Raw genomic sequence first — 17143 nt, 5'->3', positions numbered from 1 at the left:
TACGAAGCTGATACATGCCGCATCAGCTCCGTAGATATTTCTAACAACTACTCCACAGGAAACTGCGTATTTGGATCTTGCTCCATGGGCATTTCTGAACCAGGTGCTTGATCTACAGGAGTTTGCGTACTTAGACCCTGCCCCATGGGCATTTCTGAACCAGGTGCTTGATCTACAGGAGTTTGCGTACTTAGACCCTGCCCCATAGGCATTTCTGAACCAGGTGCTTGATCTACAGGAGTTTGCGTACTTAGACCCTGCCCCATAGGCATTTCTGAACCAGGTGCTTGATCTACAGGAGTTTGCGTACCTAGACCCTGCCCCATGGGCATTTCTGAACCAGGTGCTTGATCTACAGGAGTTTGCGTACTTAGACCCTGCCCCATAGGCATTTCTGAACCAGGTGCTTGATCTACAGGAGTTTGCGTACCTAGACCCTGCCCCATGGGCATTTCTGAACCAGGTGCTTGATCTACAGGAGTTTGCGTACTTAGACCCTGCCCCATAGGCATTTCTGAACCAGGTGCTTGATCTACAGGAGTTTGCGTACTTGCACCTTGCTCCATCGAAACCTCTGAGCCCTGTATCTTTTCTGGCTGTTTTCTTACGGATATATCTTTGTTTGATAACTGCTCAGACACTGAAGAATCATCTCTACTTGATATTTCCGGTTCAATAACACGTCCTGAACCACCCATCATATTATAATTCAAATGAGAAATAGCCCACCAAGTTCCCCCAATAATAACAAAAACGCAAATAGCAGCAAACCACAACGCGCTTAAATTCCACTTGGCGTCTGGACCAGAATTCAAGTGCAAAAAGAAAACAATTTGTACTATAATCTGAATAATCGCCATCCCAATAAGATACGCAACCTTTGTACTAACTGCCCAACTTTCCATCATTCCATACATCACAGGAATAAAAGAACCCAAAGTGAAAAATACAGCCAGAATAAAACCAACCAAATAGGAACCAGTACTGGGACCATGTGTTTCATTTTGCACGCTCATCACAACGCTCCTAATAGATAAACCATGGTGAAAACACCAATCCATACAATATCAAGTAAATGCCAAAAAATGGAAAGACATGCTAAACGTGTTTTATTGTTCTGATCCAAGCCATTACGACGAAGATGAAAAAACATCACAACCATCCAAAGAAGGCCAACACTTACGTGAAGTCCATGGGTGCCAACCAAGGCAAAAAATGCTGACCAATAAGCAGAGAGAATTTCCCGTCCAAAAAGCTGTAAACCTGTTACAGGATCAATACCCGCATAAGCATTTGGATCAAAATAAAAAACCTCACTCAAAAGTTCATGAAATTCGTAAAGTTCCATACCAATGAAGCAACACCCCAATCCAAAGGTAATAGCCATCCATAAACGCACACCACTGATGTTATTTTTATGTGCTTGTACCATTGCAAAGCCATAAGTGACGGACGAAAACAACAAGAAAGCAGTCTCAACCAAAACAAACTTTAAATCTATAAACTCACTGCCCGCTTTACCACCACCATAAGAAGCAGAAAATACAGCAAAACTTGAAAACAGTGTCGAAAAAAGGATTAAGTCTGAAAGAATATAGACCCAAAAACCAAACGTCATTACCGAGCTACTATCGTGGTGAAGTTCATCTATAGTACTCGCGTTATTCATTGTTACAGCACTCATACTGTCACTCCTTGTTCTTTAAGAACAGCCGTAAAGGCATCTTCAGTTTTTTGCACTTCTTCAGCTGGAATATAGTAACCATGATGATCACCTGTTAATGAATGACACACAAGCGTTGCAATAAAACCAACCAGTCCAACCGCAACAAGCCACCAAATATGCCAAACAAGCGCAAAACCAACAACTAATGAGAAGAAGCCAGCAATAATTCCAGCCGATGTATTCGATGGCATATGAATTTTTGTAAATCCACTTGTCGGCCGTTGATAACCACTTTTCTTCATATTCCAATAAGCATCATCAGACTGTATCTTTGGAAGGAGGGCAAAATTATAAGAAGGAGGCGGTGAAGAGGTAAACCATTCAAGTGTACGTGCATCACCCCAAGAATCATTTAATGTTACCGGTAAGTGCCCTTTATGCTTAATACCGTACCAAATCGCCAAAACAACCTGTAGCACAAAACAAAGGATACCAAGTAAGATAATACAAGCACCCAATGCAGCAATAATAAACATCGGCTGCCAACTAGGTTCCATGTAATGCTGCAAACGACGCGTCGCCCCCATTAAACCAAGCGCATAAACGGGGAAAAAGGCAAGGTAAAAACCAATAAACCAACACCAAAAAGATGTAATACCTAGTATGCGATTTGGTTTATAACCAAAAACTTTTGGAAACCAAAATGCAATCCCTGCTAAGTACGCAAAAACCACACCTCCAATAATTGTATGATGGAAATGTGCTATCAAAAAGAGCGAATTATGAAACTGCCAATCAGCAGGAACAATAGATAATAAAACACCTGTTAATCCACCACCAACAAATGTAAAGATCATACCCATGCACCAAAGCATAGGAGGCTCAAAGCGAATCCGACCTCTATACATCGTAAGCAGCCAATTAAAAACTTTTACACCGGTTGGAACTGCAATAATCATCGTAGCAATACTAAAGAAGGTATTTACAGCTTCACCCCCACCCATTGTGAAGAAATGATGGCCCCAAACAAGAAGCGAAAGAATCAAAATAACCAACATGGCCCATATCATTGAAGTATAACCAAAGAGGCGTTTTGAAGAAAAAGTTGATACAACTTCAGAAACAATTCCAAAAGCAGGAACAACCAAAACATAAACCTCAGGATGACCAAAAACCCAAACATAGTTAATCCATACCATCGGATTTCCGCCACCAACATTGGTAAAGAAATTCATGTTCAAATAACGATCACATGCCAAGAGTGCAAATGCTACAGCCAAAACAGGATAAATGACTACAATAAGAACATTGCTGACAAAAGCACTCCAACAAAAAATAGGCATTCTCATCATTGTCATTCCAGGAGCACGCATTTTAATCATCGTTGCAATAAAATTCACTGATCCCATTGTTGTTGCAATACCAGAAAGCTGAAGTGACCATAAATAATAATCTACCCCTGTATCTGGACTCGTTTGCAATTCTGTAAAAGGTGGATACATCAACCAACCACCACGACCAAAATTCCCAACACCTAGAGATATGTTAATCAATATCGCCCCTGCAGCCGTAATCCAAAAACCTAGATTATTTGCAAAGGGAAAAGCAACATCACGTGCACCAATTTGAAGTGGTATAAGATAATTAAAAAGACCAAATAAAATAGGCGTGGCCATGAAAAAAATCATGATCGTACCATGCGCCGAAAAAATTTGATCAAAATGCTCAGGGGGCAAATAACCTGCTGTTTCACTCCCAAGAGCTAAAGCTTGATGCGTTCGCATCATAAGTGCGTCCGCAAAACCGCGAACAAGCATAATAATTCCAAGAACGATGTACATAATACCTATGCGTTTATGGTCAACCGTTGTAATCCAATTTCGCCATAGAATCCCCCACCACCCAAGTGCTGTTAGAGCAATAACAGCAATTAAACCAACCAAAACAATCGCAATACATGTATACAAAACGATCGGTTCATGTGCAAGCGCATGAAAAGCACCTGCCGTAGGATCTGTAAGTCTTCCAAACATTTCTCAACCCATTTCAAATGAAATTCAAGTTTAAAAGAAACCTTTGTTAAAAGGGCTCTTTACTTTATTGACTCTGTTAAATAACATCAGGATCAAATACTGAACATAGTGCACCCCATAGCGTCTGAGCAGCAGCACGTTTCATTAAATCTTCATTACATACCGTCTTTTCATCGACACATCGATTAACAACACGATAGTAAAGCCGCTTCTCAACAGGTGCAAAATAACGAACTTCAGCATCTTTTTCCTTCGCAGCAATATCACCCATACGAGGCGCAATAGAAAGTTGACGATAAGATGAACGATCAAGTACTCGACCATTAGCCCGAGCTTTTACAATCCAATCCTCAAAATCCTGCAAAGACACAGAATGCCACTTAAACCGCATACCCGAAAAACCATCACCACTATAATTTGCTGAGGCTCCTTTGAATACTCCTTGCTCTTCAGCGACCAAATGCAACTTAGCATTCATCTGCGGCATAGCGTAAAGAACTGTACCCAATTTGGGAACCCAAAAAGCATTGACAGAATTCTCTGACGTCAATTGCAATAAAACTTGACGTCCTTCAGGCGCATAAATCTCATTAATCGATGCAACACCGTATTCAGGATAAATAAAAAGCCATTTCCAATCAAGAGCAACAGCATCAATCTGTAATGGCTTTCCTTCACCTACAACTTCCACTGGAAGAGGATTTGTAGGTTCAAGCTTATAGGTATAATAAGCTGTTAATGAACCTAAAACCATTACAATTACAACTGGAATACCCCACATCAATGCTTCAATTTTATTTGAATGTGCCCAATCAGGAGAATAGTCCGCTTTCATATTCGATGCACGATATTTTATAGCTAAAAATACCACACTCACCATAACTGGGATAACAATACAAAGCATCACCACCACACAAACAACGATCAAAATGAGCTGTTGACGTGCAACATAACCTGATGGCTGCATAACATCAATTTTACAACCAGACAAAAGCAGTGCTCCCCCTAAAATCACAAGCATTTCTAATTGTCTAACAAAGCTTTTCATCTCTATTTACCCCCGTCATACGCACTAAAAACTGTCATAAATATATACCTCACATTGTACAGATTTGAAAATAATTATCAAGAGAATAAAATGCCTATATTACTCTTATTAAACGCTTACTCTTTACCTATCACAATTTAATTGTTTTGCTTAATTGTTTTGCAATATACTCAAGTGCAAACCGATATCCATCACCTCCACACCCAGTTATAATAGCGTCTACACCTGCAGATGTATAAGAATGGTGACGAAAAGCTTCACGCTGATAAATATGAGATAAATGAACTTCTACTTTCGGCCCTGAAAACATTTTTAGGGCATCAAGAAGTGCAACAGATGTATGACTGTAAGCCGCTGGGTTAATGATCAATCCAGAACTTGCCTCTATTGCTTCTTGTATCCATGCCACTAATTGCCCTTCATAGTTACTTTGATAAAAATTTATTATAATATCATTTTTTTTTGCCCATTCTCTGCATCTTTTTTCAATATCTTCTAGAGTTTCAGTTCCATAAATTTCTGGCTCACGTTGACCTAGAAAATTTAAATTAGGACCATTTAAAATCGTTATTATCTCTGACATAGCAAGCCTTTTCTTTCAGACCTATCACTTATTAAAAAAATATTTAGCATGTTTTTACGGCAATAAAGCTCCATCCTTAATCTCAAAGAATTCTGCGCGTCCTTTTAAGTCATCAAATAAAAGACGATCTGTTCCTGTCATAAATGTTTGTACAGCTAAATCATCAAGAATATCAAATAGAGCAGCACGTCGATGCGAATCAAGATGGGCAGCCATTTCATCAAGAAGAAGAATAGGAGATCTTTCCGACATCATACCTGTTAGACGTGCATGACACAAAACTAAACCTGTTAGCAGCGCTTTTTGTTCACCTGTTGAACAAGATGTTGCTGCTCTATTTTTATCAGCATAAAAAACCTGCAAATCTGCACGATGTGGTCCTTCTAACGTCCGACCAGCAGCACGATCCATTGCGCGATTATGCCGCAATCGATCACAAAATTGTTCTTCAACTTCAGTTGCTGATATTTCACTAAGAGCTGTTTCTAAAAAACCATCAATTTGCAAAAAAGCTCGTGGAAAAGGTATCTGTGAGGGCATTTGTGTAAACATGTCATTTAAAAGACGAATAACATCAACACGCGCCGCAGAAATAGCTGTCGCCAATTCTGCCATTTGCTTTTCTAAAGCATCAAACCAAGCACAATCTTCATTTCCATCTAAAAACAAACGATTACGTGCGCGCATAGCTCTATCATAATCGGCTATGCGGCGCCTATGCAAGGGATCAATCGCCAAAACCATACGGTCCAAAAAACTACGGCGCTCAAGTGAAGGACCTGTAAAAAGACCATCCATAGACGGTGTTAGGACACTAATATGACAATAATCTGTTAGGCAATCACTCGACTCATTCACACCATTAATATGGACCTTTCGACTGTTATCGCTAACCTCAAAAGCTGTACCAATCTTTACTTCACCATAAAGAGCGCATTCAAGACGCGCAAATACAACAAATCCTCCACCACCACCATCTACAAAACTAACGTCAGAATAAACAGCACGCCGCAAACCACGACCAGGAGAAAGAAAAGATAACGCCTCTAAAAGATTCGTCTTACCAGCACCATTATGGCCAGTAAAAACCACATGCTGACCAGAAAAATGAATATTGAAAAAAGAATAATTGCGATAACGTAAAAGCTTCAGCTGCCTCACTGCCACTTTGTGCACATGACTGGCCATGCATTGCAAAACAACGGCCCCTAAACGCGAATAGGCATCAGTACATAGAGCACATCCGCATCATCATTATCACGAATCAGAGCTGGTGCTCCAGCCTCAGCCAACATAAAAACCATCTCATCACTTGAAAGCTGCCCAGCAATATCCAAAAGATAACGTGAATTAAATCCTATCTCAAGCGGTTCAGATGCATAAGTTACTGATAATTGATCTTCTGCACTGCCCGAATCTGGGCTATTAACAACAAGCCTTAACTGTCCATGCTCAATCGTTAATTTAACTGCACGCCCCCGATCACTTGAAATCGTTGAAACACGATCAACTGCAGAAGAAAAGTCCTGCCTATTAACAATTAATTCTTTATCATTTCCAAGAGGGATAACACGTTGATAATCTGGAAATGTTCCATCAATTAATTTTGATGTAAAAATCACAGAGCCTATAGAAAAACGAATTTTTGTCTCCGAAAGCTCTATACATACATCGCTATCATTTTCTTCTGAAAGAAGTTTTTGCAATTCTCCTACAGCTTTACGGGGAACAATAACACCAGGCATTCCCTCAACTCCCGAAGGAGCTTCCATCTCAACTTGTGCCAAACGATGACCATCAGTTGCAACCAAACGCAATTTCAAAACACCATCATTAATAATATGGAAATAAATACCATTAAGATAATAACGGGTTTCTTCAGTAGAAATGGCAAATTGTGTACAATCAAGTAAATGTTTTAAGCCTGATGCCGATAAAGAAAAACGATAACCAAATTGCCCAGGAAGCGACTCTGGAAAGTCTGCCTTCGGAAGACATTGAAGCTGAAAATGTGCACAACCCGAAACAACGGACATTGTACCTGCTTGATTCTCATCGAGGGATAATACAACTTCATTGCTATCAGGAAGTTTTCGAATGATATCATAGAGCAAATGTGCCGGAACAGTTGTTGCTCCAGCTTGTTTAACATTAACTGCAAAAGATTCCATAACCTCTAAATCAAGGTCTGTTGCTTTTAACTGTACACGGCCATTTTCTGCATCAATCAACACATTCGATAAAATAGGAACAGTATTACGGCGCTCTACCACACGGTGAACCCGACCAAGAGACTTGAGAAATTGACTGCGATCAACTGTAATACGCATAAAAGCCCCGTATGATTTACTAAAAACTATAAGAATTCCTTAGAACTAAAGAATAGATCCCTTTAGAGAATCGCCTGCTAGAGTTTATTAAACCTCTCTTAAAATGGCAAGTCACTCCTGCATAAGAAAAAATAAATCTTTTCATTAAATTCTTTAAAGTCTCTCCAAAGAAAGAAACGATAAACACTATACAGCCTGTTCTCCAATCAACCGCTTAAGCAACTCAAGTTCCTTAGCCAAGGTCTGATCACCACAAACCAAATCTTCAATTTTACGCACAGCGTGTAAAACTGTTGTATGATCACGCCCACCAAAACGGCGCCCAATTTCTGGTAATGAGCGAGGAGTTAATACTTTTGCTAAATACATTGCAACTTGCCGTGGCTTCACAACCGTACGTGTTCGACGATTAGATAACAAGTCCTGTTTAGAAACATTATAATGGCGTGCTACCGTACGCTGAATTTCTTCAATCCGAATACGCTTAGGTTCACCAGGACGTGTCAAATGACCTAATAATTCATCAATCCGCTCTAAAGATAAATCAGACTCAAAAGATTGACGAAACAAGAGCTGATTAAACGCACCTTCAATATCACGCCCCGACCCTAAAACCGTTTTCGCAATATATTCCAAGATATCATCAGAAATTGATACCATGCCATCATCTTGTTGTGCCACCTTCAACCGCTGGCGCAACATTTGCAAACGCATTTCATAATCTGGCGCTTCAATTTCAAGAGCTACCCCTCCCTGAAGACGAGAGCGAACGCGAAGATCAAGCGATTCTAATTCTGCTGGTGGACGATCTGCAGCGACAACAACCTGTTTTGCACTATCAAGTAACATATTAAGCAAATGGCAAAACTCATGTTGTATCGACTTACCCTGCAAAAACTGCATATCATCAATAATCAAAAGGTCGATATCACGAAGCTGTTCTTTAAAAGAAAGAGCATCATTATCACGAATAGCTGTTGCAAAACGCCACATAAAATATTCAGCAGTTAAATAAATAACGCGCGCAGACGTTAAACGCTTCAATGCAGAAGCAGCAATCGCTTGAAGCAAATGTGTTTTTCCTAAGCCAACAGATGCGTGAATAAAAAGAGGATTAAAACGTAAGGCACTTTTATGCCCCTCTGCAATGGAACGCGCAGCTGCTAAAGCAACACGATTAGAAGCCCCCTCAACAAAACTTTCAAAAGTATAGCGAGAATCAAGTGGAGATCCAAAAACTCCCGTTTGAGAATTCTTAACTGAATGCTCTGTGCAACTTTCAACAAAAGATGAAGTCGCCTGCTCCTCTAGCACAACAGGAGGAACACTTCTTTTACAAACGACATCTCTTGAAACGCGTTCCATACCACGAACAATAACTTCAACACGAAGAATTGCTGAATTCTCTTGTTTCCATAAATGAGTCAAAAGAGAACCATAGTGATTATTAATCCATGAACGTAAAAAAGCAGTAGGAACAGAAAGCTTTACAAGAGTATGACTATATTCAGCAAGCTTCACACGTCCAAACCAACTGGTATAAGCCTCAACACCAACCTGCACCTTTAATTGCGCCATAACACGTATAAAAGCCGCCGCACTTTCCTCCTCTGAAACAATAGAATGCCCTATAGAAGCATTTCTACAAACGTTCTCATCACTTTCCGTCATCCTATTCTTTATTATGTTCTCTGCCGACAGGATATTTACCGAAACCCTTTTAAAGGAACTAGCTTTAGAGTTCAATTTATCCACCATCTTCCATCCTGATAAAAATAAAATTTTGTCCTGCCAAACAACTAAAATAAATCTAGCGAAGGCAAAACGCCCTACCCCAAATAAGATTACTCACCCTCCCCTAGGATAGCCTCATCACAACCCTACTAACAAAGATGACCAATAAGATTTACTTGCACTCATGATATGACCCACCCTTCTAAAATGGTAAACATATCCATTAAGAAAACTAAAAAACCGTCAGAAAACCTCTCCAACACAAAAATTTCGAAAAGCCTAAATCAAAACATCTTGTATTCAACAAAATACAGAATAATGCGCTGATGTGACCCCTTCATGCTTCTTAGTCTTCATAAGAACCATACAAAACAGCAGAGGTAAAATGCAAGAGGTCAAAATAAAATCAAAAAACCCAAAAAAAATGCTTATATTAATGAGGACTGAAAAAAATATTGATTCAATTCATTTTTTTTCTCTAAATTTACCAATAATTAAAGAATCTCTTCAGATTTAAAAAAAAAAATAAAATGCTTGACAAAAAAGACTCTGTACAAATCCACAAAGCTTGTGGATAACCATACCTCCTCTTATAAACTTTCTCTCCTTTTTCAAGTGGAGAATCATTATCGATTCTTATTTTTAATAGAAACTTTTTGAAATAATAAACAAAAAGCCAGCATCCTCATGGATACTGGCTTTGTTCTCAATTAAAGGAGAAAAGCTTAAACGCTGAGAGCCTTCAAACGTTTAGCTAAACGTGATACTTTCCTCGCAGCAGCATTTTTATGAAAAACCCCTTTAGAAACTGCACGCATAATTTCAGGCTCAAAATTCTTAAAAGCAATCTCTGCAGATGCCTTATCGCCACCCGCTAAAGCGTCATCAAACTTACGTATAAAAGTACGAACGCGTGAACGGCGGGCCTTATTAACCTGTGTGCGCGCCGCAACCTTGCGCACCGCTTTTCGAGCAGAAGGTGTATTCGCCATAAATATAATCTCTCTTTCAACACCTTGGTAAAATGAGTCTCAATAACAACTCTACCAATATAAATAAATCCAACTCAAGCAAAACTATAAAGCTGCCTATAACCGTGTGGGTTATAGCGCAATCCTAAAGCTAACGTCAATTAGATTTTCAAAGATAGCCATAAAAAAACGAAGCCAAACTCTTTGATCCGCAACTTTATAGCTTAATAATAGATATTCCTTAACAAACAAAAGAATTTAAACGGCTAACTTACGCAAGACATATTGCAAAATTCCACCATGATGCAAATAATCTAGCTCATCTTCAGTATCAACACGGCATAATAATGGAACAGTTTTTACCGTACCATCAGAAAAAGTAATTTTCGCTACAGTCTTTTGACGAGGTTTCAAGTTATGAATCCCTTCAATTGTCACCTGTTCATCTCCCTTTAAGCCTAAAGATTTCCAACTTAGCCCCTCCTCAAAGACAAAAGGGACAACGCCCATACCAACAAGATTAGAGCGATGAATCCTTTCAAAAGACTGCACAATCACTGCTTTGACACCAAGAAGATTGGTCCCCTTGGCAGCCCAATCGCGGGATGATCCATTACCATATTCAATACCTGCAAAAACAACGAGTGGAATACCTTCTTGTTTATACGCCATTGCTGCATCGTAAATGGTTTGTTCTACCGCTGACGGATAATGAACCGTATAACCTCCTTCTCGACCATTTTCCCCTAACATGAAATTACGAATGCGAATATTGGCAAAGGTCCCACGTACCATAACTTCATGATTCCCACGACGCGTTCCATACTGATTAAAATCAGCCACTTTAACACCATGATTCATTAAATATTTTCCGGCAGGAGAAGCTGCTTTAATAGAACCAGCAGGAGAAATATGATCCGTTGTGATTTTATCACCAAATAAACCTAAAATCCGTGCATCTCTAATATCTGGTAAGATATCAGGTGTTTTCTGCATATCATCGAAATAAGGTGGATTGCGTACATAGGTGGATTGCTCATCCCAAGAATAGGTAGAACCCGTAGGAATCTGAACTTTTTGCCAATTTTCATCTCCCTTAAAAACATCTGCATACTTTTCGGCAAAAACCTTACGCGTGACATTTTTTTCGATAAATTCCTGTATTTCTTGAGAAGTTGGCCAAATATCTCTCAAATAAATGGGGTGGCCATTTGTATCTTCACCAAGAGGCTCCTTAGTTAAATCTTTACACACCGTCCCGATGAGCGCATGTGCAACAACTAACGGTGGTGACGCTAAATAATTCGCTTGCACATCAGGGGAAACACGCCCTTCAAAATTACGATTTCCTGAAAGAACTGCAGATGCAATTATACCATTGTCATTAATCGTTTTGGAAATAGCTGGATGCAAAGGACCAGAATTCCCAATACATGTTGTGCACCCAAATCCTACTAAGTTAAATCCTAATGCATCTAAATCTTTTTGCAGACCCGAATTTTGAAGGTAAGCTTCAACGACTTGTGAACCAGGTGCAAGAGAAGTTTTTACCCATGGTTTGCTCTTGAGACCCTTTGCCACAGCATTTCGTGCCAAAAGGCCCGCTGCAATAAGAACACTTGGATTCGATGTATTCGTACACGACGTAATCGCAGCGATCACCACATCACCGTGACCAAGCGTATATTCTTCACCCTCGACCTGATAACGTTTATCTTGTCCAGAAGTCTTCTTATAGTCTTCGACCAATGCCTTCTCAAAACCCTGTCCAACGTTTTCCAATGCAATACGTCCTTCAGGACGTTTAGGACCAGCCATAGAAGGGACAACGGTTCCCATATCTAATTCAATTGTATCACTAAAAATGGGATGAGCCACCATTTCATCATGCCACATCCCTTGTGCTTTGGTGTAAGCCTCCACTAAGGCAATCCGATTTTCATCACGCCCTGTCATATTGAGATAACGCACTGTCTCCTTATCAATTGGGAAAAAACCACACGTTGCTCCATATTCAGGTGCCATATTTCCAATCGTTGCCCGATCAGCAAGCGTCATATGCTCCAAACCAGGACCAAAAAACTCAACAAATTTACCGACAACACCCTTCCGACGTAGCATTTGGGTCACCGTTAATACGAGATCGGTGGCTGTTACACCTTCCTTAAGTTTACCTGTTAGACGAAAACCAATCACTTCAGGTAACAACATAGAAACAGGTTGGCCTAACATTGCTGCTTCTGCTTCAATACCACCAACACCCCAACCTAAAACCCCTAAACCATTTACCATAGTCGTATGCGAATCAGTTCCCACACAGGTGTCAGGATAAATCGTCTCACAGCCCTCTTCATTCTTCATCCATACACATTGTGCTAAATATTCTAAGTTAACCTGATGACAAATCCCTGTTCCTGGAGGAACAACGCGAAAATTTTGAAAGGCTTGTTGCCCCCATTTAAGGAAACGGTAGCGTTCACCATTGCGTTCATATTCATACTCAACGTTTTCCTTAAAAGCCATGGAATTGCCAAAAGCATCAACAATAACTGAGTGATCAATGATGAGATCAACGGGAATGAGAGGATTGATTTTTTCAGCGTTACCACCAAGTTTAACCATAGCATCACGCATTGCAGAAAGATCAACAACTGCTGGAACACCTGTAAAATCCTGCATAAGAACACGTGCAGGACGGTACGCAATTTCTGCCCCAGCGCTCCCTTTGTCGTTTAACCACTTAGCAACATTGAAGATATCCTCTTTTTTAACTGTGCGACCATCTTCGAATCGCAATAAATTTTCGAGAATAACTTTCATCGAAAATGGTAAACGAGAAACACCTTCAAGTCCGTTCTTCTCCGCTTCAATCAAGCTATAATAAGTATATTCTTTGCCACCAACATTTAATACTCTACGACAATTAAAGCTATCAATTTGAGTCATGACTGTCCACCCTCATACTATAACCACCCAATTTCCAGGAATGAACAACACAAACTACGAGTCAAGGTCGCAGCTTGAGCGCAGACGCAATTACCTCCGCCATCCATTTCCCCCTCCACCCTCTAGGCATAATGCGGAAATCAGCGCCAGAAACCATTTTACACCAGATATTGATGTAAGGTATCCCTTATAGAACTATTTCTAGAACTATTCTAGGTACAATTGCATAAAAAATGTGTTTTTTATTCTATAATGCAATAAAGAATATGAAAATAAAAACAAAATAGGCAATCACATGGTGTTATCAGGAAAAGATTTAGCCGCTTACAGAAACGAGGAAATTCTGTTTCAAGGTCTTTCTTTTTGTTTATTTTCACAGCAACTTATGACAATCACCGGTCCTAATGGTATCGGAAAGTCTACATTACTCCGAATCATTGTCGGTCTTCTTGAAGCTGCTGAAGGTCATATAATACTTAAAGACCATGATCAAATATACCCTGTTGCAACTGCTTGTCATTATCTTGGTCCTCAAAATGCTATGAAACCTCTCTTATCTGTCATTGATAATTTGCAATTTTGGGCAGATTTTTACGGTCAACATTTACGTTTTGCGCATGAAGCTCTTGCCGATATTGGTCTTTCTAACCTTGAACATTTACCCTTTAACGCTCTGTCAACTGGACAACAAAGACGCGTAGCTATTGCGCGCCTTTTGCTCTCCTATCGTCCTCTTTGGATTTTAGATGAACCAATATCTGGGCTTGATAACCATGCTCAAAAACTCCTTGCTCGTATTTTCCAGCGTCATCTCAATCAAGGTGGTATGATTATCGCTGCAACTCATAATTCCATAGGCATTCCAGAAAACCATAAAATCGCTCTGGAAAAATTTTTACCTCTCTAGGAGAGAATAAAATGAAAGCACTGTTCTGGCGTGATCTTAAACTATTATTAGCGCTACAAGCCACTTCACTAACAGGATTATTGTTTTTTATCGCTGTTGTTGTCATAACCCCCTTTGCCATTGGACCAGATCCCAAAACTCTTGCACAAATAGGACCAGGTATATTGTGGTTTGGGGCCCTTCTTGCAGGGCTCCTCAATCTGAACAAACTTTTCCAAATCGATCGCGATGATGGTAATCTCGACCAATTTATCCTTTCAGGAAAAAGACAAAGTTTTACACTAATTGTCTTTACAAAATGTCTTGCCCATTGGGTAGGAACAATGCTTCCTCTTATTTTTGCCACACCTATTTTAGCCCTCATGCTCCATTTAGATGTAGTAATAACTTTTACAACAATACTTACCCTTTTATGCGGAACACCAGCTATTATTTTTATTGGTGCTATAGGCGCTGCACTCGCAACCTCATTGTTGCACAGTACTTTGCTTATTTTTATCATTATCTTGCCGTGGATCATTCCAATTATGATTTTTGGTGTTTCCGCTGCTACAGCCCCAATAAACCCAAATACCTCTTTTCTCACTTCTCTAGCTCTTCTCAGCGCTTTTTCACTTCTTTTGAGTCTCTTTAGCTCTTTTGTTGCTGCGATAACGCTTAAACTTTTATCAGAATAATAAAAGATGATTGCCGCATAGCAAAACTCTGCCTATTATGAATTTTATGAATAAACTATCTCGTACATATAAAATCAGGTTACTCCCTGCAAGTTTCACCCTTTTCATGAAAATAAGCAGAGTCGTCTTACCTTGGTTGGCCGGCATAACATTGTGTTTCCTTATCTTAGGGCTTATTCTAGTGATGCATTCCCCTGATGACTATCAACAAGGCATTACTGTTAAGATTATGTACCTTCATGTACCCTTTGCGTGGTTGTCTACATTCTGCTATGTAACGATGAGTGCAGCGGCTTTAGGAAATCTGATTTGGAAATATCATCTTGCTGATGTAGCACTTAAATGTGGAGCGCCTATTGGGGCAATTTTTACCGCCTTGGCTCTCATGACAGGAGCGCTTTGGGGGCGACCTACATGGGGAACATGGTGGGTCTGGGATGCACGATTAACATCAGTTTTAATTCTGCTTTTTATCTATCTCTCCATTATCCTGCTTGGGCGTGCTTTTGACAACCAAGTAAAAGCCGCTCGTGCTACTGCAATTCTTACACTTGTTGGATTTGTTAATATCCCTGTTATTAAATTTTCCGTTAATTGGTGGAATACATTGCATCAACCAGCATCATTGTTACGTGCTGGAGGATCAACAATCGACAATGCTATGTTATGGCCCCTTATAACAATGCTCTTTTGTTTCATCTTTATGTTTATTGCTCTTTATTTGATGGCTATGCGAAATGAAATCAATCGTCATTATATCCGAATACTTCAGATTAAAAAATCCCGTCGTGCACAACAACAGGACGCTTCATCATGCTCGACCTAAATGGCATCCACGGCGGACTTTTAGGAAATCTATCTCAGAAAATTGATTTTTTCCTGAGCACCCTTAAACACGAGCAAATTGTTGTTTTAAGCTATGTGCTTTCTGCAATATCCCTCTTATGTCTTATTGGATATATTCTTTGCAAAGCCCTATACCAAAAAAAAATTCTCCAACAGCTAAACAAAAAAGAGCTGTCCCAAAAAGAAAAGTATAATGAAAAACATCCCTCTAAAACTTAAAAAAAATATATCTTTACCTGTTCTGCTTGTTTTTTTTGGACCATTTGTGCTTTTTCTTCTTCTCATGATGTTTTTTTTCAACTTTATGGATAAAAAACACCTTCAAGATTCTTCTCTTCTCCCAAACGCATTGGCTGAAAAACCTGCTCCCAATATTCATCTTCCTCTTCTTGATAAAGAAAGTTATCTCAATTCAAAACAGTTTAAAGGACGTGTTACATTGGTCAATTTTTGGGGCTCTTGGTGTTTGCCCTGTCGCGAAGAGCATCCTATTCTTATGCAAATTGCACAAGATAAACGTTTTGATCTGATTGGTATTAATTACAAAGACAATAAAACAAACGCCCTGCGCTTTTTAAACAGTTTTGGTAATCCTTTTAAATTTATTGGCTTTGATGTTTCAGGATATACAGCTATTGACTGGGGGGTGTATGGACCACCAGAAACCTTTCTCTTGAATAAAGAGAGTATTATTATTGCCAAACATGCTGGTCCCTTAACATGGCAAATTTATCAAAAAAAAATTCTACCAAAAATTGAACAAGCGATTATGACAGAAGACAAATAAAATATCGACATATTGATTTTAAATAATTTTTACCATTTTTATCTATTAAATGAAAACACCGAATACTATGAGATTTTTTCAAATTTCTTTATGTTGAATTAAAAAAATGTTTAAGAAAAGGCTAAAAATACTTTTTATGAATCATCTAAATATGAAAATAATTGGCAATATTTTAAGTTGAAAAATATAATAATGCAGACTTGTAAGTAAAAACATCCAGTTTTACCACGCTATGTATGCCGTTTTATAGAGCACCACCATTTTTACGCTTAATATAAATAGCAAGCTATTATCACCACACATTTTGCCAGCTCTGGGGTATTACGACATAGCCTTGGCACTTGAGACGATTCAGAAGGATTTTTACACCTTTTTTCGTGTTTTACCCCCACGCCAGCTCTGCTTGTAACGTGCAAGCAAGTGATTTTAATTGATGCAATATAAAAGAGATTTGCCATGAGAGAACTTTACAATATTCTGGACTCTCATTCAACATGCAAAACGATAAATTACTATTATAAATCAATATATTGAAGGTACTGTATGATATTAATACTGATTGCAAAAGAAAGATCATTGGCATACATCGAAAAAAGCTAAAGAAAGAAATATTCT

Annotated in this window: 15 protein-coding genes; 5 read left to right on the top strand and 10 right to left on the bottom strand. The window is 39.1% G+C overall.

Features of this window, described 5'->3' with window-relative positions; genetic code table 11:
• Window positions 1-47: 47 nt before the first annotated feature.
• The 10 genes from cyoD to acnA all read right to left on the bottom strand — a co-directional run bounded on the left by cyoD (window position 48) and on the right by acnA (window position 13311).
• Window positions 48-1016, bottom strand: coding sequence for a cytochrome o ubiquinol oxidase subunit IV (cyoD, locus tag ACFINL_RS01070; protein WP_375649176.1), 969 nt, complete (start codon window positions 1014-1016; stop codon window positions 48-50).
• Complete coding sequence (locus ACFINL_RS01065; RefSeq protein ID WP_375649169.1) at window positions 1016-1684, bottom strand: cytochrome (ubi)quinol oxidase subunit III; 669 nt, start codon at window positions 1682-1684, stop codon at window positions 1016-1018. Before ACFINL_RS01065 ends, cyoD begins: the two co-directional genes overlap by 1 nt.
• A complete protein-coding gene (cyoB, locus tag ACFINL_RS01060) occupies window positions 1681-3699 on the bottom strand; it encodes a cytochrome o ubiquinol oxidase subunit I (protein ID WP_375649162.1) in 2019 nt (672 codons plus the stop codon). Before cyoB ends, ACFINL_RS01065 begins: the two co-directional genes overlap by 4 nt.
• Before the next feature lie 76 nt (window positions 3700-3775).
• Complete coding sequence (gene cyoA, locus ACFINL_RS01055; protein ID WP_375611432.1) at window positions 3776-4747, bottom strand: ubiquinol oxidase subunit II; 972 nt, start codon at window positions 4745-4747, stop codon at window positions 3776-3778.
• Between the two features lie 130 nt (window positions 4748-4877).
• Window positions 4878-5330, bottom strand: coding sequence for a type II 3-dehydroquinate dehydratase (aroQ, locus tag ACFINL_RS01050; RefSeq protein WP_375611431.1), 453 nt, complete (start codon window positions 5328-5330; stop codon window positions 4878-4880).
• Between the two features lie 54 nt (window positions 5331-5384).
• The gene (recF, locus tag ACFINL_RS01045; protein WP_375611469.1) at window positions 5385-6518 is read right to left on the bottom strand and encodes a DNA replication/repair protein RecF; all 1134 of its coding nucleotides are present in this window, start codon (window positions 6516-6518) and stop codon (window positions 5385-5387) included.
• 20 nt (window positions 6519-6538) lie between these two features.
• Window positions 6539-7660, bottom strand: coding sequence for a DNA polymerase III subunit beta (gene dnaN, locus ACFINL_RS01040; RefSeq protein ID WP_375606188.1), 1122 nt, complete (start codon window positions 7658-7660; stop codon window positions 6539-6541).
• A gap of 186 nt (window positions 7661-7846) precedes the next feature.
• Window positions 7847-9418, bottom strand: coding sequence for a chromosomal replication initiator protein DnaA (dnaA, locus tag ACFINL_RS01035; RefSeq protein ID WP_375649156.1), 1572 nt, complete (start codon window positions 9416-9418; stop codon window positions 7847-7849).
• Window positions 9419-10119: 701 nt separating this feature from the next.
• Window positions 10120-10386, bottom strand: coding sequence for a 30S ribosomal protein S20 (rpsT, locus tag ACFINL_RS01030; RefSeq protein WP_273790272.1), 267 nt, complete (start codon window positions 10384-10386; stop codon window positions 10120-10122).
• Window positions 10387-10623: 237 nt separating this feature from the next.
• Window positions 10624-13311 (bottom strand): aconitate hydratase AcnA, encoded by a 2688-nt coding sequence (gene acnA, locus ACFINL_RS01025; protein ID WP_375649150.1) that lies wholly within the window; start codon window positions 13309-13311, stop codon window positions 10624-10626.
• 295 nt (window positions 13312-13606) lie between these two features.
• On the opposite strand from acnA, the gene ccmA reads away from it, so the two are divergent.
• Genes ccmA through ACFINL_RS01000 form a run of 5 tightly spaced genes read left to right on the top strand, consistent with a single transcriptional unit; the run spans window position 13607 to window position 16528 of the window.
• Window positions 13607-14218, top strand: a complete 612-nt coding sequence (gene ccmA, locus ACFINL_RS01020) for a heme ABC exporter ATP-binding protein CcmA (RefSeq protein ID WP_375611428.1) — start codon at window positions 13607-13609, stop codon at window positions 14216-14218.
• An 11-nt stretch (window positions 14219-14229) separates the two neighbouring features.
• The gene (gene ccmB / locus ACFINL_RS01015) at window positions 14230-14895 is read left to right on the top strand and encodes a heme exporter protein CcmB (protein ID WP_375611427.1); all 666 of its coding nucleotides are present in this window, start codon (window positions 14230-14232) and stop codon (window positions 14893-14895) included.
• A 46-nt stretch (window positions 14896-14941) separates the two neighbouring features.
• Window positions 14942-15721 carry a heme ABC transporter permease gene (locus ACFINL_RS01010; RefSeq protein ID WP_375611426.1) on the top strand — a complete coding sequence of 260 codons (780 nt, stop codon included), beginning with the start codon at window positions 14942-14944 and terminating at the stop codon, window positions 15719-15721.
• Window positions 15709-15960, top strand: a complete 252-nt coding sequence (locus ACFINL_RS01005; RefSeq protein WP_375612828.1) for a hypothetical protein — start codon at window positions 15709-15711, stop codon at window positions 15958-15960. Before ACFINL_RS01010 ends, ACFINL_RS01005 begins: the two co-directional genes overlap by 13 nt.
• Entirely contained in the window at window positions 15935-16528 is a 594-nt protein-coding gene (locus tag ACFINL_RS01000) for a DsbE family thiol:disulfide interchange protein (protein ID WP_375620841.1), read from the top strand. Before ACFINL_RS01005 ends, ACFINL_RS01000 begins: the two co-directional genes overlap by 26 nt.
• Window positions 16529-17143 lie beyond the last annotated feature (615 nt).

This window comes from Bartonella sp. AA78NXGY (assembly GCF_042197005.1).
Classification (GTDB): Bacteria; Pseudomonadota; Alphaproteobacteria; order Rhizobiales; family Rhizobiaceae; genus Bartonella.
This window is presented reverse-complemented; position numbering and strand designations above follow the sequence as displayed.